28 protein-coding genes are annotated in these 26374 nt (G+C 36.0%); 17 read left to right on the forward strand and 11 right to left on the reverse strand.

Translation table 11 applies throughout. From position 1 onward, the window contains the following. Positions 1-74: 74 nt before the first annotated feature. Positions 75-1046, forward strand: a complete 972-nt coding sequence (locus AC0KVP_RS02680) for a phage/plasmid replication protein, II/X family (RefSeq protein ID WP_058951643.1) — start codon at positions 75-77, stop codon at positions 1044-1046. Further along, entirely contained in the window at positions 1033-1278 is a 246-nt protein-coding gene (locus AC0KVP_RS02685) for a helix-turn-helix transcriptional regulator (RefSeq protein ID WP_058951644.1), read from the forward strand. Before AC0KVP_RS02680 ends, AC0KVP_RS02685 begins: the two co-directional genes overlap by 14 nt. 62 nt (positions 1279-1340) lie before the next feature. Here AC0KVP_RS02685 and AC0KVP_RS02690 read toward each other — a convergent pair whose 3' ends face one another. The 6 genes from AC0KVP_RS02690 to AC0KVP_RS02715 all read right to left on the reverse strand — a co-directional run bounded on the left by AC0KVP_RS02690 (position 1341) and on the right by AC0KVP_RS02715 (position 5028). Further along, a complete protein-coding gene (locus tag AC0KVP_RS02690; protein WP_058951645.1) occupies positions 1341-2012 on the reverse strand; it encodes a hypothetical protein in 672 nt (223 codons plus the stop codon). Positions 2013-2095: 83 nt separating this feature from the next. Further along, a complete protein-coding gene (locus AC0KVP_RS02695; protein ID WP_439736491.1) occupies positions 2096-2785 on the reverse strand; it encodes a hypothetical protein in 690 nt (229 codons plus the stop codon). Then, on the reverse strand, positions 2772-3212 hold the full coding sequence (locus tag AC0KVP_RS02700) for a hypothetical protein (protein ID WP_058951646.1): 441 nt from the start codon (positions 3210-3212) through the stop codon (positions 2772-2774). The genes AC0KVP_RS02695 and AC0KVP_RS02700 overlap by 14 nt, the downstream gene beginning before the upstream one ends. A 3-nt stretch (positions 3213-3215) precedes the next feature. Continuing rightward, positions 3216-4310, reverse strand: a complete 1095-nt coding sequence (locus tag AC0KVP_RS02705) for a hypothetical protein (protein ID WP_180009649.1) — start codon at positions 4308-4310, stop codon at positions 3216-3218. A gap of 132 nt (positions 4311-4442) precedes the next feature. Continuing rightward, a complete protein-coding gene (locus AC0KVP_RS02710) occupies positions 4443-4817 on the reverse strand; it encodes a hypothetical protein (RefSeq protein ID WP_058951648.1) in 375 nt (124 codons plus the stop codon). Between the two features lie 16 nt (positions 4818-4833). Then, positions 4834-5028, reverse strand: coding sequence for a hypothetical protein (locus tag AC0KVP_RS02715; RefSeq protein ID WP_058951649.1), 195 nt, complete (start codon positions 5026-5028; stop codon positions 4834-4836). 118 nt (positions 5029-5146) lie between these two features. Between AC0KVP_RS02715 and AC0KVP_RS02720 the strand changes: the two genes are divergently transcribed. From AC0KVP_RS02720 to AC0KVP_RS02740, 5 genes are all read left to right on the forward strand, one after another. After that, on the forward strand, positions 5147-5578 hold the full coding sequence (locus AC0KVP_RS02720) for a hypothetical protein (protein ID WP_058951650.1): 432 nt from the start codon (positions 5147-5149) through the stop codon (positions 5576-5578). 514 nt (positions 5579-6092) lie between these two features. Continuing rightward, the gene (locus AC0KVP_RS02725) at positions 6093-7361 is read left to right on the forward strand and encodes a sensor histidine kinase (RefSeq protein WP_473338763.1); all 1269 of its coding nucleotides are present in this window, start codon (positions 6093-6095) and stop codon (positions 7359-7361) included. 81 nt (positions 7362-7442) lie between these two features. Further along, positions 7443-10187, forward strand: a complete 2745-nt coding sequence (gene glnE / locus AC0KVP_RS02730) for a bifunctional [glutamate--ammonia ligase]-adenylyl-L-tyrosine phosphorylase/[glutamate--ammonia-ligase] adenylyltransferase (RefSeq protein WP_473338765.1) — start codon at positions 7443-7445, stop codon at positions 10185-10187. A 33-nt stretch (positions 10188-10220) separates the two neighbouring features. After that, a complete protein-coding gene (locus AC0KVP_RS02735) occupies positions 10221-11147 on the forward strand; it encodes a branched-chain amino acid transaminase (RefSeq protein ID WP_004983545.1) in 927 nt (308 codons plus the stop codon). A 191-nt stretch (positions 11148-11338) separates the two neighbouring features. After that, a complete protein-coding gene (locus AC0KVP_RS02740) occupies positions 11339-12214 on the forward strand; it encodes an ATP-grasp fold amidoligase family protein (protein WP_473338770.1) in 876 nt (291 codons plus the stop codon). A gap of 481 nt (positions 12215-12695) precedes the next feature. Here the strand turns inward: AC0KVP_RS02740 and AC0KVP_RS02745 are convergent, their stop codons facing one another. Continuing rightward, the gene (locus AC0KVP_RS02745) at positions 12696-13718 is read right to left on the reverse strand and encodes an NAD-dependent epimerase (protein ID WP_473338772.1); all 1023 of its coding nucleotides are present in this window, start codon (positions 13716-13718) and stop codon (positions 12696-12698) included. Beyond that, on the reverse strand, positions 13715-14884 hold the full coding sequence (locus tag AC0KVP_RS02750; RefSeq protein ID WP_473338775.1) for a nucleotide sugar dehydrogenase: 1170 nt from the start codon (positions 14882-14884) through the stop codon (positions 13715-13717). Before AC0KVP_RS02750 ends, AC0KVP_RS02745 begins: the two co-directional genes overlap by 4 nt. Positions 14885-15066: 182 nt before the next feature. Here AC0KVP_RS02750 and AC0KVP_RS02755 point away from each other — a divergent pair, with 182 nt between their 5' ends. The 10 genes from AC0KVP_RS02755 (at position 15067) to AC0KVP_RS02800 (ending at position 24000) form a co-directional block, all read left to right on the forward strand. Continuing rightward, positions 15067-15840, forward strand: coding sequence for a glycosyltransferase (locus AC0KVP_RS02755; protein ID WP_473338777.1), 774 nt, complete (start codon positions 15067-15069; stop codon positions 15838-15840). 37 nt (positions 15841-15877) lie between these two features. Further along, complete coding sequence (locus AC0KVP_RS02760) at positions 15878-16849, forward strand: stealth family protein (RefSeq protein ID WP_473338779.1); 972 nt, start codon at positions 15878-15880, stop codon at positions 16847-16849. Positions 16850-16858: 9 nt separating this feature from the next. Further along, on the forward strand, positions 16859-17623 hold the full coding sequence (locus AC0KVP_RS02765) for a glycosyltransferase family 25 protein (protein ID WP_473340394.1): 765 nt from the start codon (positions 16859-16861) through the stop codon (positions 17621-17623). An 11-nt stretch (positions 17624-17634) separates the two neighbouring features. Then, complete coding sequence (locus AC0KVP_RS02770; RefSeq protein WP_473338781.1) at positions 17635-18405, forward strand: glycosyltransferase family 25 protein; 771 nt, start codon at positions 17635-17637, stop codon at positions 18403-18405. An 88-nt stretch (positions 18406-18493) separates the two neighbouring features. Next, positions 18494-19552: a dTDP-glucose 4,6-dehydratase gene (rfbB, locus tag AC0KVP_RS02775; RefSeq protein WP_473338783.1), complete on the forward strand. Its 1059-nt coding sequence runs from the start codon at positions 18494-18496 to the stop codon at positions 19550-19552. After that, the gene (gene rfbA, locus AC0KVP_RS02780) at positions 19552-20451 is read left to right on the forward strand and encodes a glucose-1-phosphate thymidylyltransferase RfbA (RefSeq protein WP_473338788.1); all 900 of its coding nucleotides are present in this window, start codon (positions 19552-19554) and stop codon (positions 20449-20451) included. The genes rfbB and rfbA overlap by 1 nt, the downstream gene beginning before the upstream one ends. Then, on the forward strand, positions 20436-21458 hold the full coding sequence (locus AC0KVP_RS02785) for a TDP-N-acetylfucosamine:lipid II N-acetylfucosaminyltransferase family protein (RefSeq protein WP_473338792.1): 1023 nt from the start codon (positions 20436-20438) through the stop codon (positions 21456-21458). Before rfbA ends, AC0KVP_RS02785 begins: the two co-directional genes overlap by 16 nt. Positions 21459-21461: 3 nt before the next feature. Further along, the gene (locus AC0KVP_RS02790; protein WP_473338794.1) at positions 21462-22025 is read left to right on the forward strand and encodes an acyltransferase; all 564 of its coding nucleotides are present in this window, start codon (positions 21462-21464) and stop codon (positions 22023-22025) included. Further along, the gene (gene rffA, locus AC0KVP_RS02795) at positions 22022-23173 is read left to right on the forward strand and encodes a dTDP-4-amino-4,6-dideoxygalactose transaminase (RefSeq protein WP_473338796.1); all 1152 of its coding nucleotides are present in this window, start codon (positions 22022-22024) and stop codon (positions 23171-23173) included. The genes AC0KVP_RS02790 and rffA overlap by 4 nt, the downstream gene beginning before the upstream one ends. Next, entirely contained in the window at positions 23170-24000 is an 831-nt protein-coding gene (locus tag AC0KVP_RS02800; RefSeq protein ID WP_473338798.1) for a glycosyltransferase, read from the forward strand. The genes rffA and AC0KVP_RS02800 overlap by 4 nt, the downstream gene beginning before the upstream one ends. A 22-nt stretch (positions 24001-24022) precedes the next feature. Here AC0KVP_RS02800 and AC0KVP_RS02805 read toward each other — a convergent pair whose 3' ends face one another. The 3 genes from AC0KVP_RS02805 to AC0KVP_RS02815 all read right to left on the reverse strand — a co-directional run bounded on the left by AC0KVP_RS02805 (position 24023) and on the right by AC0KVP_RS02815 (position 26210). After that, positions 24023-24943: a capsular polysaccharide synthesis protein gene (locus tag AC0KVP_RS02805; protein ID WP_473338800.1), complete on the reverse strand. Its 921-nt coding sequence runs from the start codon at positions 24941-24943 to the stop codon at positions 24023-24025. 11 nt (positions 24944-24954) lie between these two features. Then, positions 24955-25173, reverse strand: a complete 219-nt coding sequence (locus tag AC0KVP_RS02810; RefSeq protein ID WP_004983573.1) for a hypothetical protein — start codon at positions 25171-25173, stop codon at positions 24955-24957. Between the two features lie 152 nt (positions 25174-25325). Then, positions 25326-26210: a lysophospholipid acyltransferase family protein gene (locus AC0KVP_RS02815; RefSeq protein WP_473338804.1), complete on the reverse strand. Its 885-nt coding sequence runs from the start codon at positions 26208-26210 to the stop codon at positions 25326-25328. Positions 26211-26374: the final 164 nt, after the last annotated feature.

The following is a 26374-nucleotide window of genomic DNA, read 5'->3' on the forward strand; positions in this document are numbered from 1 at the left end:
AAAATAATGCACGGGGTATTTCTGTTCCTAAAATAATTTAAAAATTAATAATAAAAAAAATAATAGGAGATATTATGAATAAAAATAAAAAAAGTTTTGATGTTGATTGGATAGATGTTGTTGTAGATGTAGATCACAATCCTTTAGAGCTATCGGAAGGTGGATATATTTTCTTTGATAAAAATCAGAATATTGAACAAGAAAAAATATTATATAAATCTAAAATGATTGAATCTCAAACTAGACAGACAATTAAAGTTAAATCTAAAGGTTCAAAATTAAGAATCTCAGGTAACTTATATAAATGGTTAAATGGACAAAATGTAGATGGCAGTCACTCTGTAGTCAATTTAGTAACTGATACAATCTTAGTGCTTAAGAAAATGAATTTAATTTCACCTACTAATGCGCAGTTAAATGAAATAAAAAAAGGTAAATTTGAACTTTATTGTGTTCATATTAAATTTGATCTGATTTTTGATGATAAAGAAATTTCTATCAAGTATTTAAATAATATTAAAAATGGTGGTCGGTATCCTTATAGAAAGAAAACACTATATCAAAATGGTGTTTATTTTGGACAAAATTCTAAGCATTGGGTTTTAGGTTTTTATCATAAAGGAAATGAGTTAAGTTCTAATAAAAGAAAAAACTTAATAAGTAAAGAGCTAGCCTTATTAGCGAATCGCATGATTAGAAAAGAAATAAAGATTTACTCAAGAAAGTTAAAAGAGTTGAATTTAAAATTTGGATATAATTGGTTTGATATTAATTATTTGGAAAAATTATTTTATAATGAATTCAATAAATTGGAAATGCCTGATTTTAGACGTACAGCACAAGTTTCCACAATTAAAAATAAAGCTGACCAGAAATTTTATAACTTTGTTCTTGATGGAACGGTTCTAGATTTTTATTCAAGAACTACAATTCATCGAAAGAGAAAAGATTTTTTAGAAAAATATAATCTAGAAATTGATACATTAATAAATAAGGCAATTGCTAATAAAAAAATAATAGGGGAAAAATATAATGTTATTAAATAATGAAAATAATAATTTAAATCACGTTTGGGTTCCAAAATTCCGACTAACTGCAAAAGAAGTAAGTTCAATGCTTGGCATCTGTAGAGATAAACTAAATAGATTACAGAAAGAAGATAAAAGCTTTCCTAAAGCTCTGAAATCTGGCATCAATAGACAGTCAGCCGTTTACTTTGATTATTTAGAGGTAATGAATTGGTACGAAAATTGGAAGAATAAAGTTAGATCATATTAAAAAATGGAATTTTACATTTTTTTAAAATATTTAAAGGTTTTTCTAAAATATTATCTAATGATTTAAACGTGTTTATATAGAGAAATCTTTAATAAGGCTTCTCTATATATATCTTCATTATCTGTGAAATTATTTATAAGGGTTTGGATTTGAGCATATTGGTTATCAAATGTTTCTTGTAATTTATTATCATAAATTTTTTCATAGATAATTTTTTCATTATCATCAGTACAGCAAGCCATCTTAGCTAAGTTTATTAAGTCTATGAGTGCCTCTACACTTTTTAATAGTTTCATAAACTTATCAGTGAGATTTTTATCATTAAAAATATAATTAAGTTTTGTAAAGCTTTCTGATAAATCATCGTAATAAGAAGTAATAAGATGTTCTACCTTCTTTACAGATTTATCAATTTCTTTCGTTTCATGCATAGCATAAATTGCAATAATTACACTTGTAAAATTTGAACGGAAATTTTGGGACTTAGTGTATATATCAGAACTAATACTATGTGAAAGCTCGTATCTTTTTTGCTCTTTCCAACTATTAAATGTATAGAGGAGGGCAATAGTAGCAAATAAAGTAGCAGACCATGAAAGAAGGTCTACGGCAAGACTCTGATAGTCATGGTTAGGAATAAACTTAATAAGTAAGTGATATATAGCGATACATACGGCTATTAATGCTAAATAAATTACGGTAAGTGTTGTAGCAAAATTTGTAGATTTAGACATTTTTTAAGACTCTATACACAATCGCCACACCACTCCACAGCTGAATGACATCATCTATATATTAATATGTACAAATGTAAAGTTTACTTGCTTGGACCAATACTTGCACTTTCATATACGCTACGTCTTTTTGCATATTTTTTTGCATCTTTTCCACTGCTATCTTCAGGTAGGTGATGAAGTGTAAGCGGCATGTGTCTTACGGAATAATCATTACCTGAAGTGGGATGCTTATGGTCAGTAATGCTATTCGTATTTTTCTGAGTACATTGATAGTGAGTCACATATGAAGATTCATGTTCTTGCACATAACTTATCCAGTCACTCATAAAATTATTTTCGTTAGTAAACCTACTATTTGGCTTAAGATAGATTAAAAGAGAGCCATTAACAGCATTGCCTTGCCCTTTACTATAACGGGTTAGTAGTTGCTTCAATCCGCCGTGGAGATATTCAAAATCTGTTTTTGTACTGTTGTTGACAATCTTGGCTTCACCTATCCATAAAAATGAACCTGATTGAACACTTAAATCCGCATTACCGTTTTTATCTGAATCAACTTGTACATTATAGAATCTCATTTTAAGTCCCATACCTATCATGGAGCTTATTTCTGTCTCAGATAATTTGAGGAATATTTCAGTACTGTCTAGACAAGATGAGTAGACTTCATCTATATCCATATATAAAACTTTTATCCAATCATCGTAATTAGTAATAGAATTTCTTAAGGCAAGCATAGTTGCATTGATAGGTAAACTATTGAGATTCAAAACTTTCTCCCAATAATTCATTAGATGCGACGAAATAAGGTTGAACTAGTTCTAAATATTCAGTTTTAGTAATAGTTTCACCACTTTGAGGGTGAATGAATATATTATTAATTAAGTTCTTTGAAAATAGCTCTGCGGAGTAAGGTTCCCAGTCATCATTTAATTCATTGTGATAATGAAACTTTTGATTGAAGAAATTAACTTGTTCATTAACTAATAGATAAACAGCATTACTGAAGTTTTCTAAATCATTTTCAGTTGCTTCTGAAACTTTAAATAAGAAAGAGAATAAAAATTCTTGATCTCCTAAATTATCTAAAGTCTCAACATAACTAATAATATTATGTGAATATTTTTTAATATTATCACTATCTTTAAATTTTAGAAGAGCAAGAAAGCTATCAACTCTCTGGATAAAATTCTTCATAATCTATGAATTATCTAGAAGTTTTTTACAGCAATGTCTTAGATCATTAGCTTCCTGCATATAGTCTAATACAGCTATATAAATAGGGGTTAAGGCGGAAGCTTTATATTCTCTATAAGATAATGCTACAGTCACGGCACAATCTCTTTTTCCTGTATTATAGCGTTTTCTAATTCCATAATAATCCAGAATTTCACCTGTCGAACCTTTTGTAAAAAAGCTATCCTTTCGTACATCTGCTCTTTTTGAGGACGTCTTACCTAAATGATTGAAAGTTCCGCCTGATGAGCAAAAAGCATGTCCAAAAACAACTCCATCTGTTTCATTTTCCATATTTTCAATTGCATTTCTAAAATTTAACCTATTTAGATGAGCAAGACCTTTAATCTTTTTAATCTTATTTTCTAATTGATCTAAAGCTTTATTAATCATTGCTTTAGGGAATACATATGCTAGGTCAAAGCCAATAACTAAAATTTTTAGCTTCTTGTCTAAAACAACAAAATCAAAAGCAGGAATTGTTACTTTTATTACTTTAATTAACTCCAGTACTTCTTGATTTTCATCTAATGGATCTAGTTCGTTATTAAAAGAATCAATAACGTTAGCTGACTCTTCTTTACTACGAAAAACGTAAGAGCGTTGATCGTGATAAACGAAGATACTCATATCATCATCAGGTTGGAATCGAGCAATGAAATCTTTTTCTACTTTATCTTCATCTTCGATTGAGTAATATTTGTCATCTATAGAGCAATTTGAAGTTAGTGTACTTAAAGATTTTTCTAAATCATTTAAGTTCATATCATCAGGTAGCTTATAGATAGAAATAGCTTTATTGGCATATAGACAGTGTTTAACTACCTCAGGCGTTAAAGCCTTTCGAAAGTTAGTAAGGATTGTTACTACATCACCTTTAGTAATTTGCTGAATTTTTTTTAAGAGTGAGTCATACCCGTTTGAGGAAGAAATTCCATTCTGTTCAGCCAAATCATTTATAGGTGCAAAAGGATATTTTCTTTTACGTAAAAGGTTAACTTTTTTCAATAAATCTGCTCTGATCACTTCTAGATCAATAGATTCAACTTTAGAATTCATATTTCCCTCGGGGTTAAAGCAAAATTTATTGAGAATAAGAACTTAACTATTTGTAAAAGTTTGCAAGTTAAAGTTACTTGTACTTATGTATCAATAATATTATCTGATGGCTTTTGATTTTCATAGATTTTATTAAAGTGATTTTTGAATTTTAAGATTATTAGCAATAGCTTCCTCTAGTGCTTTCTTTCTTCTGTAATCTAATTCACTTGATTTAACATTTCTTAGGTTGATTGTGATGCTTGGATATAGCTTTTTCAATTTTGGTTCTACATGGTTTAGGAATTTTTGAGCTAAATTTTTATCTTCAAAAAACTCACATTTACTTTTTTTAAGTTTGCCGTTTAGGCTGATATAGGCATGAGCTTTATCGTCATCTTTAATACCATATTTGCCCTGTTCAAGCCCAAAACTAGGTGTCCAATCATCACGCATAGTTTTAGGTAGATCACCATGTTTCAAAAAAACTTCAATTGTATAAAGTTTTCTTAATTCTTCCTCTTTCATCTCTACTCCATGATCATTAGACTGATTCAATGATGTAATCTACACCTAGTACCATTTGTCTAGACCAATATTCTGCGGTTTCTTTTGCTTCTTCATATTCATCGAATTGCCCTTCAGAAATTGCTTCTTCTCTAGAGGGAGTAGTCACGATTTCTCCTTCATCACCAACAAAGTAATTTCCTGATTCTAATAGCTTTACAATATACCCCATGATTACACCCTTAAAGTCTAGACTATGATCTTAAATTACAATACTTTAGAAGCTATCACCATCAAAAAATTAGATTTTTAGTTTCATGTAATTCAATATTATTAGATAAGGAAACATAATGAAGTTAAAAGATGCTTTTGATTATATTCTTGATAAAAATAATACTTTAAGTAATTTCAATGCATATATGATTGGGGTGGTATATGAGGATAAGGATTCTTTTTTATTCGTAAATCTCAGCATAGATGATGAAGAAATAGAAAATAATATGCTGTACTACCACGCCCATGTTACAAGCGGAAAAATTGGAAGTTCAGAGGGGGAGGAGGATTTTTACAGTGCAGAGAGTATTGAAGACTTACTTGCTCAATTACCTCTGATTGCTTCTTATTTAAGTTATCATGTTTATAAGCTAGATGAGGATGTGTTAGGGCTAAGTAGTGAATACGCGTTAAAAGCACTTTTTCCTAGGCTACCTGACCCTGACTTTCATGATCTAGATGACTTTAAAGTAGAAGCTATTAAATTGGTGTCTACGCTTAATTATTAAGATTTTAGGATTGTTTTTTATTTAAGTTATTGTAATAGCAGGGTTTCTAATTTTGAAAATGAGTACCTTAGTGAGTGCCTTTTAATTTTTTAATTTTAATAAATTTAGTTAAAACAATTGGATATATTAATATATTGATCCCGACCCTCGGACCAAGATATTAAAAACCCAAGCATATTCAGTCTTGGGTTTTTTATTGCCCGAAATTTAAGATTTGAATCAAATCGCCGTAAAACATTACAGATGGCTTAAAACAATTGAATGTTTGGTGTGGGTTTGCTTAATTATGTCCTCATATGATGGACTCAAAATTTTGTTTTAATCCTTCTGATAAATAACGAATTTTCAAAAAGCAAAAGCAGTCACAAGATAAAAGTCTGACATAATTGATTTTTTTGTTAAATGCCACGCTTGTATTGTTGTATTTTTATATTGTTTTAATGTTGAAAATTTGCTAATAAATAGAAGTAAATAATAGGTTTGTGCCGAAAAAATCACAAAAGATGAGGCAGAAATGGGTATTCAATTGCTAGATGTCGGGTCTGATACAGAACAGTTAAGTGCTTGTCACTTATCTTTATTGTTGGGCGTGAACAGTAATGACAATAAAATTAAAAGCTTTCTCAAATTTGCGCGAAAAATTTTAGGTGCACATGCCGCAATTTTAACGTTTAGCAATGAACCTTATAGTTGGTATGCGGGCAAACATGCATTCAATGCTTTTCGGTTACCCGCTGAAGCTAATTTTGCTACTCATTTTGAAGGTGATATCACGATTGATACCCTACATCGCCATTATCATCGTCTTTCTCAGCAGGTGAGTGCTCTAGGCTTTGAGCATCGCCGTATCATCGCATTGGATTTAAAGGCATCGGATAAATCTGTAGGGCAAGTAATTTTCTTTGATGAACAGTTGGACGCTTTTACGCAAGATGCTGTAGAAAATGTATATGAACTGGCATCTGGATTTCTTAATCTGCTGCATTTGCGCATGGAAAATGCCGAGCTCAAAGAGTTGTATGAACAACAGGTGGCCATGAATGTCAGTAAAACCAAATTTTTCCAAATTATTGCACATGACTTAAGAGCTCCTTTTCATGGCTTAATTGGTTTCTCAGAAGTGTTGGCTGAAGAGCGCAAAAGTTTGGATGAGTCTGGTGTGCAAAGCATTGCAGATTATTTGCATGATACCGCGCAATCGACTTATAGCTTGTTAGAGAGCTTACTGAATTGGGCGATGGCAGAGGGCGGGCGCTTTGTTTATCACCCCATCCATTACAAGCTTAAGCAGTCCTCTCAAATCGTTTTTGATGTGTTGCATGCGTTGGCTATCAATAAAAATATTCAACTGATTGACCGTGTCCCCGATGATTTAAAAATCTTTGCAGATATCAATATGGTGACCTCGGTGATCCAAAACTTGGTCTCAAATGCGCTGAAATTTACCCATATGCATGGCGAAGGGGTTGTGACGATTGATGCTAAACAGCGTGATGACTTTATCGATATCTACATTCAAGATACGGGTCTAGGTATGACATTGGGGCAAATCGAATCTTTATTTGAACCGAAACTAACCGTTAGTTTTAAGGGGACTGCTGGGGAGAAAGGGACTGGTCTAGGTCTGGTGTTGTGTAAGCGTTTTGTTGATTTGAATAAAGGTGAAATTTCAGTCACATCGAAAGAAGGTGTAGGTTCAACTTTTATCGTCAGCCTGCCCCGTTCGAACAGCGCACATCAAGCATTGTCACTCGAGACATCCCTGCAAGAATTTAGTGAATAATCATACTTTTCTTATAAAATAATTCGCCTAATCTCATGATCTGCTGTTATAAATAACCAAAACAATCCGAAAGAGTCGATCATGAATGCTGAGCAATTGCAAAAGACATTGCGCGCAAGTCAATATGCGGAACAAGTCCTATCTATACATCAGGTTTATCTTGAACAAGATTATGCAATTGATCAATTTTCTCAGCCATTGACCACCGAACAAATTTTCGATGTCGTTCAAAACACCTTAAAAGACATCAGTGATGAAATCACGTGGATGCGCACCATCCGAATTTTACGTGCGCGTTTAATGTTTCGCTGGATTTGGCAGGATGCCAATCAACTGATCGATGTGATGACGCTAACGCGTGAGTTATCTGATTTTGCCGATGCAACCATTTGTGTGGCAAAAGCGTTTGCCTTAGCACCATTGGTAGCTAAACATGGTCAGCCTGTGGGTTATAACCATAAAATTCAAGATTTAATTGTGGTCGCGATGGGGAAGCTCGGTGCACAAGAGCTAAATCTCTCTAGTGATATCGACTTGATTTTTGCTTTTGATGAGCAAGGTGAAACTGATGGTCGTAAATGCATAGACGTACAACAGTTTTGCATTTTGTGGGGTCAGAAACTCATTTACTTGTTGGACCATATCACGGCTGATGGTTTTGTCTTCCGTGTGGATATGCGCTTGCGTCCTTGGGGTGATGGTTCTGCACTGGCGATTAGTCATGCTGCGCTGGAGAAGTATTTAAGCCAACATGGGCGCGAGTGGGAGCGCTATGCGTGGATTAAAGCGCGGATTGTGTCAGGGGGCAAAGAGGGGGGTGAGTTGTTGGATATGACTCGTCCTTTCGTGTTCCGTAAGTATGTCGATTACACCGCTTTTGAAGCCATGCGCGAAATGAAAGCCATGATTGAGCGTGAAGTATTACGCCGCAATATCGAAGATGATATTAAGCTGGGTGCAGGCGGTATTCGTGAAGTCGAATTTATTGTGCAGGTTTTTCAGCTGATTTATGGCGGGGCAAAATTAGAATTACAAGACCGTCAATGTTTAGTGAGCTTGCATCATTTGGGTGAAGTGGGTTTGCTGGATGGTCAGGCGGTCAGTGAGCTGGAAGATGCTTACTTATTTCTGCGCCGTGTAGAACATGCCATTCAAGCTCTAAATGATCAACAAACCCAGTCTTTGCCAACAGAACCAGAACTCAGACAAAGGATGATTGACATCTTGGGTTTTGTCAGTTGGGATGCATTTATTGAATACTTAAACCAAAAGCGCGCCAAAGTTATTTACCAATTTGAGCATTTAATTAAAGAAAAAGAACATGACCCTTTCGTAGAAAGTTTTAGTCAGTTAGAAGCGCGTTTAAATGAAGTGTTGGATGCGAATGCAAAAAACCTCATTCATGAATTTTGGAATGGTCATGCGCTGAAAAAACTGCCTGCGAAAGCGGTGCAGCGTTTAAAAATGTTTTGGCCGCATTTGATTGAAGCGATTTTACAGTCAGATAAGCCGCAAGCCGCGTTGCTTCGCCTTATGCCTTTGGTCGAGTCTGTGATGCGGCGCACCGTATATTTGGTCATGTTGATTGAGAGTAAAGGGGCGTTACAGCGCTTAGTTAAAATGGCAACCGTAAGTCCATGGATTTGTGAAGAATTGACCCATTATCCAGTACTCTTGGATGAATTTTTGTCCATGGACTTTGAGCTACCGCGCCGTCAAGATTTGGAAGATTCTCTGCGTCAACAGTTGCTTCGTATTGAGCTTGATGACGTTGAAGATTTGATGCGTGTGCTGCGCCTATTTAAAAAATCCAATGTATTGGCGGTTGCAGCCAGTGATGTCTTGGCTGAAAGTCCGTTGATGAAAGTATCCGATGCTTTGACCGATATTGCAGAAGTTTCGGTCAGTACAACTTTAAATTTGGCTTACCAAATGACGGCAAAGAAACATGGTTATCCGCTCGATGTTGAAGGACAGCGCTGTTCGATCGATCATTTGGCATTTGCCGTGGTGGGCTATGGCAAAGTTGGCGGGATTGAGCTGGGTTATGGCTCGGACTTAGATCTGGTCTTTATTCATTATATGGATGAGCAAGCCGATACCGATGGGCTGAAGTCGATCAGTGGGTTCGAGTTTGCAATGCGTGTTGCGCAGAAATTTATGTCGTTGATGACCACGCAGACCCTCGATGGTCGGGTCTATGAAATCGATACACGCTTACGTCCATCGGGTGAAGCAGGGGTATTGGTTACCAGTTTAAAAGCCTTTGAACAATATCAGTTGAAAAATGCATGGGTCTGGGAGCATCAAGCATTGGTACGTGCTCGCTCGATTGCGGGTGAGCCAAGTTTGCGTGATAAGTTTGAAGCATTGCGCTGTCGGATTTTGACGCAGCCACGAGATGAGGAAAATGTACGCGCAGAAGTGCTGAAGATGCGTCAAAAAATGAAAGACCATTTGGGTTCTTCTAAAGAACAACAAAAAGATGGAATTTTTCATTTAAAACAAGACGCAGGTGGTATCGTCGATATCGAATTTATGGCACAGTATGCTGTGTTGGCATGGAGCGGATCTCATCCAGATCTTGCCCATTATTCCGACAATGTACGAATCCTTGAGGACGCTGCAAAAGCCAGTTGCTTATCCAGTGACGATGCGACTGCATTGATTCAAGCTTATCTCAGTGAACGAGCCGAGAGCCACCGTTTAGCCCTTGCGAATCAATCCATGCAAGTAAATGCTGCGGACTGGCGCGATACCCGAGTGATCGTTTGCAAATTATGGCAAAGATTAATTGATCCAAGCTCAATCGTGAGCATTGGGTAACATGACTGTGTATATAAATTTGGAGTGTGTGTCATGAATTTGGCTGATCGTGATGGTTTTATTTGGCAAGATGGACAATTGGTTGACTGGCGTGAGGCAAAAACTCACGTATTAACACATACCTTGCACTACAGCATGGGTGTGTTTGAAGGTGTCCGTGCCTATGAAACACCGAATGGCACGGCTATTTTCCGTCTAAAAGAACACACTAAGCGTTTATTGAACTCTGCAAAAATTTATCAAATGAAAGTCCCGTTTGATCAAGCAACACTAGAGCAAGCTCAAATTGATGTGGTTCGTGAAAATAAATTAGCGTCTTGCTACTTGCGTCCAATTATTTTTATTGGATCGGAAAAATTAGGTATTGCTGCAACAGACAATACCATTCATGCAGTAGTAGCGGCATGGAGCTGGGGTGCATACCTCGGTGATGAAGCAATGGCGAAAGGTATTCGTGTGAAGACCTCATCGTTTACCCATCACCATCCAAACGTGACCATGTGTAAAGCGAAAGCATCAGGTAACTATACCTTGTCGATTTTGGCTCACCAAGAGGTGGCGCATTCAGGTTATGACGAAGCAATGCTGCTCGACCCTCAAGGTTATGTATGTCAAGGTTCTGGCGAAAACGTATTCTTGGTGAAAGATGGTGTTTTACATACGCCAGATATCGCGGGTGGTGCACTTGATGGTATTACGCGTCAAACCATTATTACCATCGCAAAAGACTTGGGCTATGACGTAGTTGAGCGCCGTATTACACGTGATGAATTCTACATTGCAGATGAAGCATTCTTTACAGGTACGGCTGCTGAAGTTACGCCTATTCGTGAATATGATGACCGTGAAATCGGTTCAGGTACGCGTGGTCCTATTACGGAACAAATTCAAACCACATTCTTTAATGCGGTTAAGGGTAAAGACCCGAAATACGCACACTGGTTAACTTATGTAAAATAAGTGATTCGGTGGAAAAGGGCTCTTCGGAGCTCTTTTTTTATATATTTTAAATGCTAGAGAAATGAGGTTTTATTGCTACTTACCCCATCAATGTCTTTTAGATGCTGAAAAAATATAATATACATAAAGCATACAAAATTACATTAATTTGCTATTATTTAGTAAGAATGAGATGCATTTAAAAACTACCCATGATTAACAGTCTTATATATAAAGCAAAAGTAATTAGAACGTTGTTTGTTTCAGATGAGAGTTATCTAAAAAAAAGGTTTATTAATAAATTAGGGTATACCCCAAATTTTAATCAACCTGAAAGTTTTAATGAGAAAGTTACTGCACGAATGATTTTTGAAAGAAGTGCACTACATACCAAATTAGCTGATAAATCGGCAGTAAGAGAATTGATTATAGATCGGATTGGAGAAAAACATCTGGTCCCACTTATAGGCACATATTGTGACTTTAAGAATATTGATTTTGATCAATTTCCAAACCAATTTGTTTTGAAATGTACCCACGACAGTGGAAGCGCCATTGTTTGTCGTGATAAAAGTACATTTGATGTTAATGGTGCGGAAAGCAAACTAAATAACAGTTTAAAAATGAATATGTACTACCGTAAGCGAGAGTGGCACTATAAAAATATTTCGCCGCTCATTTTGGCCGAGCATTATGTTGACTTGTATCGTGATGCTAACACGCATGCCACTATTACAACATGTCGTGTCCACTGTTTTGAAGGTCAGCCTGAGTATGTTGAAGTTGATGTCCAAGGGAATGATGGTACAGAGTATTCAAATATTTATGATACCTCATGGGTGTTACAGCCTTTCACGGTAGATTATAAAGTGAATACACCAGAAGCGGTGGTAGAGCCGTGCAAGATGCATAAAATGGTTGAGCTGTCTGAGCAGTTATGTTTGGAATATGGTTATAGCCGAATTGACTTCCTATTGTCACAAGATGAAGTGCTGTTTAGTGAAATCACATTGACCCCAAATGCAGGGCGTATGGTTATTTCTCCTGTTGAGTGGGATGCAAAACTTGGAGAATTATGGCGTTCTTAATCATATGTTGATAAATGTATGAAAAAATTAAAATGAATAAATTGTTTTTGTAAGAGTAGAGTCGTCATAGGATTATCTATGATTACTCGGTGGTGTTTAATTTATTATTTCTCTTGAGTAATTTAAGCCAATATTTTGTATAAGCTTAATGGTTTTTTGATACTGTAATTTTTAATAAAAGCCATTTTCATTAACCTCAGCGAGTATAAGTAAAAGTTATCCTATTGCTAAGATGTTGCTATTTAAAAATAAGCTTCTTTTATTTAGTTGAGGATCTTCAACCGAAGGATAGGTTTTTTTTATCTCAAAGAATTTTTATGGGTATAGGAGACAGGTTTGTGGTGGATGGTGATTTAGTAAGAAAAATTTTATGGTGTAACGATCTACAATTTAATTTAAATACATCTGTATTTAAAAACCCTAATTACACAGTAATTAGGGTTTTTATTTTAGATTAGTTTAATTAGCGAGTGGCTTTTATTTAAACCTGATAAAAGTCGCGATACCAATCTACAAATTGTTTCACACCATCTTCAACTGAAACAGATGGTTTATACCCCACACTTTTTTCTAAAGCACTGCTATCTGCCAAAGTATCAGCCACGTCGCCTGCCTGAAGAGGGAGTAATTCCGTGATGGCCTTTTTACCAGTAGATTTTTCAATTGCACTTATAAAGTCTATTAGCTTAACAGGGTTATTATTACCAATATTAAAAATACGGAAGGGCGCATTGCTGGTCGATGGATCTGGGTGATTGCTGTCCCAATTTGGGTTGGCTTGTACAATTTGATCGCTTGAACGAATCACACCTTCGACAATATCTGAAATAAAAGTAAAGTCTCGGCTATGGTTGCCATGATTGAATACTTGGATTGTTTTACCTTCAATAATATTTTTAGTGAATTTGAAGGGAGCCATGTCAGGGCGCCCCCAAGGTCCATAAACCGTAAAGAAGCGTAAGCCTGTGGTTGGCAATTGAAATAAGTGACTATAGCTGTGGGCCATTAATTCATTCGCACGTTTTGTTGCTGCGTAAAATTGGACAGGATGATTGACACCATGCTGCTCACTAAAAGGCATGGTGGTATTTGCACCGTATACGCTGCTGGTGCTGGCATAGGTCAGGTGTGGTGTTTTCGCATAGCGGCAAGCTTCAATAATATTGGTAAAGCCAATAATATTGCTTTCTACATAACTCATTGGATTTTCAAGTGAGTAGCGCACGCCTGCTTGTGCAGCCAAGTGAATCACACGGTCAAACTGGTATTGTTGAAAGCATTGATCAACTGCTGTTTTATCGGCAAGATTGGCTTGAATGAAGTCAAATTGGCCAGCACTTTGCTGAGCAGTCTGATGTAATAAGTCGATACGTGCTTGCTTTAAAGCCGGATCATAATAATCATTCATATTGTCAAAACCGATAACACTATCACCACGCTCAAGTAGTTTTTTAGAGACATGAAAGCCGATAAAGCCTGCTGCACCTGTTACTAAAACGTTCATTCATCGCCTCCAAAAATATCACGGGTATAGATTTTGTCTTCAACATCACTTAAGTCCTGTGACTTACGATTGGCGATGATGACATCACTTTGTTGTTTAAATTGTTCTAAATCATTAATCACTTTGGATTTGAAAAATTCATCTTCATTTAAGGTTGGTTCATAAACAATGACATCAATGCCTTTGGCTTTGATGCGTTTCATGACGCCTTGGATCGCCGATGCACGGAAGTTATCGGAGCCACTTTTCATCACTAAACGATAAATGCCGACGGTATTAGGATTTTTTGCAATGATAGAGTCTGCAATAAAGTCTTTACGCGTACTGTTGGAATCTACAATGGCCTGAATCAAGTTACTCGGCACTTGATTGTAGTTGGCAAGAAGTTGTTTTGTATCCTTCGGTAGACAATAGCCACCATAGCCAAACGATGGGTTGTTATAATGATTGCCAATGCGTTGATCTAAACATACGCCTTCAATAATTTGACGGGTATCCAGACCGAAGGACTGGGCATAGGTATCGAGTTCATTAAAGTAAGCGACACGCATCGCGAGATAGGTGTTGGCAAATAACTTGATTGCTTCAGCTTCAGTTGAATCGGTAAACAATACAGGACTATCTTTTTTGATTGCCCCTTCGATCAGCATATCCGCAAACAACTGAGCACGTTGTGACTTTTCACCGACAATAATCCGAGATGGATAAAGGTTGTCATGCAGCGCCTTGCCTTCACGTAAGAACTCAGGGGAGAAGATCACATTTTCAGTGTGATATTGGCTTTTGACTTTTTGAGTAAAGCCCACCGGCACTGTTGATTTGATAATCATCGTTGCCTGAGGGTTGATCTCGACCACATCTCGAATGACACTTTCCACACTCTGTGTGTTGAAATAATTAGTTTGCACATCATAGTCGGTGGGTGTTGCAATGATGACAAAATCAGCGCCTTGATAGGCTTCATATTTGTCAGTTGTGGCACGAAAATTGAGCGGTTTCTCGCTTAAAAATGTTGATATATCTGTGTCTTGAATCGGGGAGATTTTTTGATTCAACATGTCAACTTTCGTGTCGATGATGTCTAGTGCAATCACTTCATGGTGTTGTGAGAAGATCATGGCATTAGAAAGGCCGACGTAACCTGTGCCTGCAACTGCTATTTTCATATCAACCTGATTATATATTCTTCATATGAGAGCTAAGTGAACCCTGTAAAGGATTTATCTAAGCGATTTCGTATCATAGCACAAACTATTTTTGAGTATTATGAGGGCTTTGAAAAAGCCATACACTAACTTATTGCAAGAAATGTTATGATACAACGCAGAATGCTGGTGGATGATAGAACATGCAGGAAAACGTAAACGACTCGTTGTCAAAACAGGCTGAAACACAGACAGAACAAAACATTGTGTTATGCATGAAATGGGGCACCAAATATGGGGCCGAGTACGTCAATCGTTTATATAACATGGTGAAGCGTCACACCACGGTTGATTTTAAAATGGTTTGTCTAACAGACCGCACCGAAGGAATCGATCCTGCAGTTGAATGTTTTCCCATTCCACCTTTAGCGCTTCCAGAGGGAAGTCCTGAACGAGGTTGGAATAAATTGTCTACATTCGAGCCAGACTTGTACGGTTTACAAGGTAATGCGGTCTTTTTAGACTTGGATGTAGTGATTGTTGACAATATCGACAGTTTCTTTACCCATCCTGGGGACTTCCTGATTATCCATGACTGGAAACGTCCTTGGCGTATTACAGGCAATAGCTCGGTTTACCGTTTTAAACTGGGCGCTTTCCCAGGGTTGATGCCATATTTTCGTGAACATTTTGATGAAATTCGTCAAAAGTTTCGTAATGAGCAAGCTTATTTGTCTTGGTATGTCGATCAAGAGAAAAAACTTTCTTACTGGCCTGATAGTTGGTGTAAGAGTTACAAATATCACTGTTTGCAAAAAATTCCGTTGGCATACTTTAAACCACCTGTAAAACCTGAAGGGGTTAAGGTCATTATTTTCCATGGTGAAATCAATCCACCTGATGCGATTAATGGTGGTGGTGGAAAATGGTATCGTTATGTACTGCCATCACAGTGGATTAAGGATGCGTGGCAATAATTGCCCATTAGACTCAGATTTTGAAGTGATCAAGTGAATGCAAAATATTGATATCGTGATTGCCTGGGTAGATGGCAATGATCTTGAATTAAAAAAGAAACGCCATAAATATCTGACCGGTGAAGATGCCTCTGATGCAGTCAGTGGGACGCGCTTTGCCAGTAATAACGAAATTTATTACAACATTGCTTCCATTTTAAAATATGTACCGTTCTGTCGTCATATCTATGTGGTGGCAGATAATCAGCGTCCTGAGTTTATCGATGAATTTGCTGCGCAAGGTTTGTGTGTTGCCGATAAAATTCGTGTGGTTGATCACCAAGAAATTTTTAGAGGTTTTGAAGAGCATTTACCAACCTTCAATACCCGTTCTATTGAAAGCATGCTTTGGAATATTGAAGGGCTGTCGGATTATTTTATCTATTTGAATGATGATTTCTTTTTTAATGCGCCTGCGCAAGTCGAAGACTTTTTAAAAGCGGAAAGCTTGGTGATCTATGGTCATTGGCAAAATAGTTTTGCACTCAAAGCAAAGCTCAAATATCGTCAGTTGATGAGTCGTCAATTTGGAAAGCCAATTCAGCCGAAACATATGATTGCACAGATGCTTGGCGCGGATGTTTTGGGATTCAATAAATTTTTTGAAATCCATCATTATCCACATATTGTAGATCGTCATGCATTAAAAGATTATTTGCTGCAGCATCCACAGCTTTTAGAAACGCAAATCAAGTTTAAATTTCGTAGTGTAGAACAGCTGAATCCAATTTCATTAATGAACCACATTAAGATTCAAAAACAGCAGGTGGAGTTGAAGCCAGATCTTGAGTTGGCCTATCTTAAAAATCAGGACAGTTTGAATGGTTTTATACAAGCGTTGCATAATCCTGAGATTAAGTACGGTTGTATACAGAGTTTGGATCAGCTTGATAGTGATGCTGCAAAGAAAATCAGTATAGCTATGCAGGAAAAATTAGCAGGCTATTTGCCCCATTCAGTTTTAGTTTAAAGGTTCATGATGAAAGTTGTTACTTATTTGATTAATTTGGACGGCAGTCAGGAACGACTTGAAAGAGCAACTCAGCAGCTGAATCAAGTCAACTGGCCTTTTGAACGCTTTTCTGCAGTCGATGGACGTGGTAAAGATCTAACTGAATTTGCAGACTATGATGACCAAGGGGCGAACGACGTACTTGGCCGTAAATTGATGAATTCAGAGTTGGGCTGCTATTTAAGTCACTATGGCTGTGCGGAAAAATTTTTAAGTACGGATGCTGATTATTTGGTGGTACTTGAAGATGATATGAAAATCAACCAAGATTTTAAAGACAAGCTTGATGGTGTGATTGAGTATCTCGATCAGCATAAAGAGCTGGATTGGTATCTGATTAACATTGCAGCCAAAAAGAAAAAGCTGGCCAAAGATATTACGAATATTGAGGGTATGAGCTTATGGCATGCTTTTTATTTCCCTATTCGTGGTTTAGGGTTGGTGTGGTCGCGTCAAGGTGCTGAAGCATTTATGCAGGCTGGAAAAAAAATGACCATGCCTGTCGATATTTTCTTCCAAACTTGGCTCAGTAAAAATGGAAAGGGGTTAGGCGTGTGGCCTGCTTTAGTGAAACCTGCTGGCTTGGATAGTGATATCTTGGGCACTGTAGCAGTACAAGGTATTTCCCGTAAAGAAAAAGAAGGGCGTAGTTTTTCTCACGGCCTTAAAAAACAAAAACGGATGTGGCGTGATAAATTTTATGCCATGAAGCATTTGGTTGCATCGAAGTAAGTAGTATTGATATGAAAAATATAGTCATCAGCTTAAAGACAGCCACAGCGCGTCGTGAGCACATCGTGCAAGAGTTCGGCAAACAGAATATTGGATTTGAGTTTTTTGATGCGCTAACGCCCGATTTAGCACGTCCTTTAGCTGAAAAAATGCAGCTTAATATTCAGGAAGACTTTTTAAGTCCAGGTGAATTGGCTTGTTTTATGAGTCATGTCTCGATTTGGCAAAAAATGGTGGATGAGCAAATCCCTCATTTGGCTATTTTTGAAGATGATGTGTATTTAGGGAAGGATGCTGCTGAATTATTAAATAACGCAGGCTGGATCAACCCAAGTTGGGACATTATTAAGACGGAAGCATTTGCAGATCAGGTTTTTCTAGGTAAAACTCAGTCAGAAATAGCAAATGGCATGCGTCATATTATTCAACTCACGGGAAAAAACTTGGGCACCGCAGGTTATATCCTGAGTTTTGACGGTGCTCAAAAATATTTGGAGTATGTGAAAAAAATTCAATTGATCCCACTAGACCAAGTGATGTTTGATGAATTTATACGTCATACATTTCATCCCGTGTATCAGATGACGCCTGCTTTATGTATACAGGAAATGATGTTATATCCTGAAAAGAAAACGGTACTTTCAAGTGATTTGCTTGCAGAGCGTAAAGCTCGGATGAAAAAGCAAAAGAAGAAGGGTTGGGCTAAAGTCCAACTGGAGATTTTACGTATATTGAAGCAAGTGAAATATGCGTTAGTGGGGAAGCCTGTTGAGTTTAAATAAGAGCCGATCGGGCAGTTAAACTGAATACATTGATAACTTACTTAAAAAACAAAATACAAATGTGATGAAATGATAGGAACAGCTTGAAATGCACATTCTAGTAACAGGTGGAGCTGGATTTATTGGTTCAGCAGTAATACGTCATATTATTGAAAACACCCATCATCATGTTTTAAATGTAGATAAGTTGACTTATGCAGGTAATCTAGAGTCACTTCAATCGATTGAAAAAAGTGAACGCTATCAATTTTCCCAAACAGATATTTGTGATCAAGTCGAACTAGAAAAACTATTTCAGGAATTTCAACCAGATGTAGTTATGCATTTGGCTGCTGAATCGCATGTTGACCGCTCTATTGATGGTCCTGCTGCATTTATTCAGACCAATATTGTAGGCACTTATAGCTTATTGGAAGCCGCACGAAAATATTGGTTAAGTCTAAGCGTAGAAGCAAAAGAAGCTTTTCGCTTCCATCATATTTCGACCGATGAAGTGTATGGTGATTTAGAGGGAACCACGGACTTATTTACTGAAACAACGCCCTATGCACCAAGTTCACCGTATTCTGCAAGTAAAGCCAGTTCAGATCATTTGGTTCGTGCATGGCAGCGCACGTATGGTCTACCCACGATTGTAACCAATTGTTCAAACAATTATGGTCCATATCACTTCCCTGAGAAATTGATTCCTTTGGTTATTCTCAATGCCCTAGATTCGAAACCATTACCCATTTATGGCAAGGGTGATCAAATCCGTGATTGGTTATTCGTTGAAGATCATGCACGTGCTTTATATCAGGTTGTTACAGAAGGTGTTGTTGGTGAAACTTATAATATTGGTGGACATAACGAAAAGCAAAATATTGAAGTCGTAAAAACGATCTGTAAGATCTTGGATGAGCTAAAGCCTCAGTCCACTGGGCAGAAATATGAAACACTGATTACTTTTGTGAAAGATCGTCCAGGGCATGATTTGCGTTATGCGATCGATGCGGCAAAAATTGAAAAAGAACTCGGTTGGATGCCACAAGAAACCTTCGAAACGGGTATACGAAAAACGGTTGAATGGTATTTAAATAATTTAGATTGGTGCCGTCGAGTTCAAGATGGTAGCTATCAACGTGAAAGATTAGGTGTAAACGCATAATGGCAATAACAACAAAGGGTATTATTCTGGCGGGTGGCTCAGGTACACGTTTGTATCCAATTACAAAAGGTGTTTCAAAGCAACTTTTACCTATTTATGATAAGCCCATGATTTATTATCCACTTTCTGTGCTCATGCTGGCAGGAATTCAGGATATCCTTATTATTACAACACCAGAAGATAAAGAGAGCTTTGAGCGTTTACTGGGTGATGGTTCACAATTTGGTGTTCGTCTCCAATATGCTATTCAACCAAGCCCAGATGGTTTGGCACAAGCGTTTATTATCGGCGAAGCGTTTATTGGTGATAGTAATGTGTGTTTGGTACTAGGCGATAATATTTTCTATGGTCAAGGCTTTACGCCAATGTTAAAACAAGCCGTTGCCCGTGCAAAAGGCGCAACAGTCTTTGGTTATCAAGTTAAAGACCCTGAGCGTTTTGGTGTGGTTGAGTTTGACGAGCAGAAACGAGCAATTTCCCTAGAAGAAAAGCCTCAGTATCCGAAGTCTCATTTTGCGGTAACGGGACTGTACTTCTATGACAATGAAGTGATTCAAATTGCCAAACAAGTGAAGCCTTCTGAACGCGGTGAATTAGAAATTACTACAGTGAACCAAATGTATTTGGAGCGTGGTGATTTAAATGTTGAGCTTCTTGGGCGAGGTTTTGCATGGCTTGATACAGGTACACATGCAAGTTTGCTCGAAGCGGCGCAATTTGTAGAGACATTAGAGAAACGCCAAGGCTATAAAGTAGCATGTTTGGAAGAAATCGCATTTAATCAAGGTTGGTTAAGTAAAGAACAAGTGTTAGAAATTGGCCAAAGTATGAGTAAAAATGATTATGGGCAGTATTTGATCTCATTAGTTGATTGGGTAAAACGGTGCAAAAAAAAATAATTCACGTCGGTATGGCTGATAAGTTTTTACCGCCTTTGATTGACTTTATACAGGAAAAATTTCCCCAAGAGAAAAATACTTTTTATCTCTACGGTGATGAGACTGTTTATGGTTTTTTAAAAGATAGAGGGGTGTTTTTTTTAGGGAAAAAAGCTAATAACATCAGCTATTTTAGGCTCTTATCAGAAATGTATAGCGCTGATAAAGTGATATTACATGGATTATTTAGTTCAAAAATTATAAAACTTCTTTTTTATAACCCGTGGTTATTAAAGAAATGCTATTGGTTGATGTGGGGGGGAGATTTATATGAGACTCATAAAAATTCTGGCCTATCTACTTATTATAAAAAATATATCATAAAGAATATGGGGTATTTGCTCACATATCTACCTGGCGATGTTGAATATGCGAGAGAAAAATATGGGGCTAGGGGTAAATATCTAGAGAATCTATGCTATTTGAGTAATATTTTTACTCATGAACAGCATTTGGCTGTAGAGAAGAGAGAATGTACAAATATTTTATTAGGTAATTCTGCTGACCCTGCAAATGAGCATATTGAAGCTTTAGCTAAACTTGAAAAATTTAAAGAGTCAAATATTAAGATTTATGTGCCTTTATCTTATGGAAATCAAGATTATGCTGACCAAGTGATCGAATATGGCAAGACTATATTTGAGCATAAGTTTGTCCCCTTGACTGAGTTCATGACCTATGAAAAATATCAGTGTTTTCTTCAAAATATAGATATTGCTATTTTTAATCACAAACGGCAGCAAGCTATGGGAAACACTATTAGTCTCTTGGGAATGGGGAAGGTAGTGTACTTGAGATCTGGAACGTCTCAGTGGAAACTATTGAAAGGAATGGGCATTGATATTTTTGATATTGAAGAATTTAATTTAACTAATAATCAAAAATTAGTTAAAAATGAAATCAATATAAAGAATTACTTTTCAAAAGAAAAATTTGAAGAGAAATGGAAAAATTTGTTGGAGTCATAAGAAATGGCATATTTATCTGAAGAACAACTCAATGCAATGGGTTTTAAAAATTTAGGTATAAACGTAAAAATTAGTGATAAAGCTTCGATTTATAATTGTGAACAAATAACGATTGGTGATCATTCGCGGATTGATGATTTTTGTGTTATTTCTGGAAATGTAACCATAGGTCAATATTGTCATATAACACCGATGTGTCTATTAGCCGGTGGTATACCAGGTATTATTTTACATGATTTCGTGACAGTGGCTTATGGTGTAAAAATATTTAGCCAAAGTGATGATTATTCTGGGAATACTATGACGAATTCTCTTGTTCCCACCAAATATAAAAATGAATATAGAGCCGAAGTAATCGTTGAGAAATATTCTATAATTGGGGCAAATTCAACAATCTTACCTGGTGTAAATGTTGCAGAAGGTTCTTCTATTGGTGCAATGACTTTAATATTAAAAAGTACCGCACCATGGGGAATTTATCTTGGAATACCTGGGAAACGAGTAAAAGATAGAAGTCGTGAAATGTTAAAATTAGTGGATGAATTTAACTCGGAGTCAAATAAGTGATTCCTTTTAATAATGCGCCAGTATTAGGTTCTGAAACTAAATTGATTGTAGATGCTATCCAGTCTAAAAAGCTCTCAGGTGATGGTAAGTATTCGAAGTTATGTCAAAAATGGTTTGAAGACTCATTTACTTGTAAAAAAACTTTATTAACCCCTTCTTGTACACATGCACTTGAGCTAGCAGCATTATTACTAGATATTTGCGAGGGGGATGAAGTCATTATGCCAAGCTATACTTTTGTAAGTACGGCAAATGCATTTGTTTTACGAGGTGCAAAAATTATTTTTGTAGATATTCGTCCGGATACAATGAATATCGATGAAACAAAAATAGAAGCAGCAATTACATCAAAAACAAAAGTGATTGTTCCAGTGCATTATGCAGGTGTTGCATGTGAAATGGATGTAATTATGGATTTGGCCCATAAATATCATTTGTATGTCGTTGAAGATGCTGCGCAAGGTGTCATGTCTAGTTATAAAGGAAAGGCATTGGGGACAATTGGACATTTAGCTGCTTTTAGTTTTCATGAAACAAAAAATTATACGAGTGGCGGTGAGGGCGGGTTATTACTCATAAATGATCAACGGTTTATAGAAAGAGCAGAAGTTATTAGAGAAAAAGGTACTAATCGTAGCCAGTTTTTTAGAGGTATGGTGGATAAATATACTTGGAGTGATATTGGTAGTAGTTTATTGCCAAGTGAACTTCAGGCTGCTTATTTGTTTGCTCAGTTGGATAGTGCTGAACATATTAATCAAGAGCGCTTAAAGGCATGGAACTATTATTATGAAAAATTGGTTCCCTTAACATATAGCTCAAAAATTGAATTATCACAAATTCCTGAAAATTGTAAACATAATGCTCATATGTTTTATGTAAAAGTTAAAGATATAAAACAAAGAAGTAGTTTACTCCAATATTTGAAAGACAACGGTGTTCAGGCTACATTTCATTATGTTCCCTTGCATAGCTCTCCTGCAGGTGAAAAATACTCTGAGTTTTGTGGCCTTGATGAATTCACGACTAAAGAGAGCGAGAGATTGCTAAGGTTGCCTTTATGGTATGGTATTTCTACTCAACAACAGGAAACTGTCGTGAAAATGATCTATACATTTTTTGAAACTATGATTAGTGCAGATGAATGATGGAACCACTAATTTCTGTATATATACCAACATATAATAGGTTAGAGCTTTTAAAAAGGGCTGTTCAGTCTGTACAGAATCAAACATATAAAAATTTTGAAATTATTATTGTCGATGATAACTCATCAGATGGTACGCAAGATTTTTTAGTTGGGTTGGCCAAAGTAGATTCACGCATTCGCTATTTTTTTAAAGATAAAAATAATGGTGCATGCGTAAGCCGAAATATTGCAATTGATTTAGCACAAGGTGAGTTAATTACAGGCTTAGATGATGATGATTATTTTTTACCACATCGCCTTGAGTTCTTTCTAGATTATTGGGTAAATAAAAAGAGAGAAGACTCAATCGCTTTATTTACCTCAAATATTAAAAGTGAAAAAAGCAATCAGGCAAAAGAACATAGCTTATTTTCTAAAAAATACTTTAAGAAAGATGATCTCCTTTTTGCAAACTATGTTGGTAATCAAATTTTTACAGAAACAAAAACGTTGCGACAAGTTTTTGGTTTTGATGAGAGCTTCTGCATGTGGCAAGACCTAGAGCTTTGGTATCGAATTGGAGACTTGGGTAATTTTGAGCACGTTGATAAGCCTACATATTTCTTTGATACAAGTCATTTGTATGGGAGAATTAGCGAAGCTAAATCAGAAAAAATATTTAAAACAGTTGAGCAGTTTTCTGAAAAAAATCAGTTAAATAATTTTAAAAAAAGAATGTTAAATAATCATTTATATAACTATAAAGTGATACATAAAGATCGTTTCGCAAATTTTATTAAAGAAATTTTGAAGTTAACTATTATTATGAGAAACTTTTTTAAATAAATAAGCTTCTTTCAGGGAGTACTTAGAAATACTCTCTGAAATAAGTTTTATTCTTATTTGCTTTTTCAGCCCTAAATTTATAAGTTAATTTATATATTTTATATATATCCTGTTCTAATTTGGAACTATCAATTTGATTAATCTCTTTAAATAAAATGCTATTTAAAAGATGGCGATTGTCACCATATTGAGGTAGTTTTTCAAGATTCTCTTGGAAAGATTGGATATTTCGATATAAAAGTTCGAAATAATAGTCAATTAAGAAGTAATCTATAAGTTGATCGTTATTTTTCCAATACTCGAAAAATAAGTCTTTAAATAGCCAAGCAATTAAATCATTTTTACCAAACTTTATAAAATTACCAGCCCAACGACCTTTTGATATTGAGTAAGTAGGAAAAACAGCGCTAGTTAAGCTAAAAAAAGAATGATTTGTTACGTATTTAGGAAGTGGTGACAGGGTCAAATATGTTGAATCAATCCATATACCCCCATGCGTTGCTAACAAGGTAAATCTTAATATATCCGAGAGTTGTGTATAAGAGATGATACCTTTTTTAAATTTTTCTTCAATGTAAGAAGGTAAATCAATAAATTCTTTATAATTATCTAATGTTACTATTTTAATCGTGTATTCGTCTTGATTAAATTGCTTTAGATTCAGGATACACTTCTGTACCAGAGCAGGAGCCTGATCTTCTCCCTGAAACCAGCATAACCAAATGATATTAGTGATGCTTGGATGATGATTTATTAATATTTTCTCTTTGTAAGTTTCTAATGTATCGAGATGTAACTTTCGTAATTCCTGAACAATTAAATTTGTTTTTTTCTGGAATAAAAAATTTGAAAATCTTCTTAAAAAAGAATGTTTTTTTGAAATTTTAAACAACTTATTGATCAATTGAACTTGTCTAAATGTTTTCGGCGAAATTGTTTGCATATATTTAGAACCTATTCCTTATCCGCATTTCCTTTCAGGACCATATAAATTAAGCCAACAAAAATGACAAAAGCACCCGCAAGGCTACTTACACAGAAAAAGACAATACGGTCATAGGTGGTTAAATTAAATAATTGATTGTCTAAAATATAGCGCATGAAAAACCACTGTACGATTGCAAAAACAATTAGCACAATACCACGACGACGGACTTCAGGACGCATAGCCATTTGGTTGCTCACAACTTATCTAAAACAGTGCGCTATTATGCCACTGCTGAGAATTGATCTCAAATGAATAAAAGTATTCTATTCAGGCCTTTAGGAAATAGCATAAATTATTGCTTTCGAACTGCTTGAGATCATGTGCGAGTTTGTGGAGCCTACATTGGTGGCTGTATCCGATAAGCATTGATATTGCCATAACAATTTCTAAAACGTTTATAGGACCAAATATACTGTTCAGGTGCTTGGTTAATTATGTCTTGCATGGCAAGATTTAAACTGTCCACCGACAGCTGTAGATCTGTCGATAAAATATCTTGAGATAATTCTGTACAGTACACATCAAAACCCGCTGCGTCAGCACTACGAATACAACTTAATCCAATCACATTGCATTGCGTTTTAGCCGCCATTTTAGAGACCAGTGTCGTGGACAAAGTATTCTGCTGGAAAAAACAGGAATAAATACCCCCACTCAGTTTTGGCAGATGATCAGGTAAGATTACGGTGAGGCCACCGTGTTTTAAGTGTTTGAAGATACTGCGGATACCTGTTTCATCAGTAGGAACTAGGGTCGCATTAAACTTCTGACGCGCCTCTAAAATATAGCGATTAACACCTTTAATTTTATAGGGTTTATACATGATCATCGGTTGCGTATGGACATTTAACCATGCATTTAACAGCTCCCAACAACCAAAATGCGGAATGATCACAATCACGCCTTTTTTATTGGCTAAAGCTTCTGTTAGAACAGATTCACCATGAATGTTTTTCAATAAATCTAGGTTGTATTGTGGAGGCATTCCCCAACATTTTAAAAATTCAATATAGGTCTGACACTGGCTTTGAATGCTGAGATGAACGCGTTTCTGGAGTGCTATTGGGTCGAGCTCAGGGTAGGCCAACTGCAGATTAATGGTAGTGATACGCTTAATTGAAGAGTCACTATAGTAAAGCAGGTGCGCAATTCCGCGTGCGATGTATTGTAAAAAGGACAATGGAAAAAGTGAGAAGATTTTAAGTAGATAATACATAGCCATATTTAAACTCAGAGATCTTATGCAAAAGATGTGATGAGAGAAAATTTTGCAAAGAGACTTAAAAATCTAAGATAGATAAAATCGAAAAAAGATGAGCGTCTTAAGAACAAAATAAATGAATAAATCAACAGAATGCTTTAGTGCCAGAACTACTGCAATAAAAT

This window comes from Acinetobacter sp. DL27 (genome assembly GCF_055810995.1).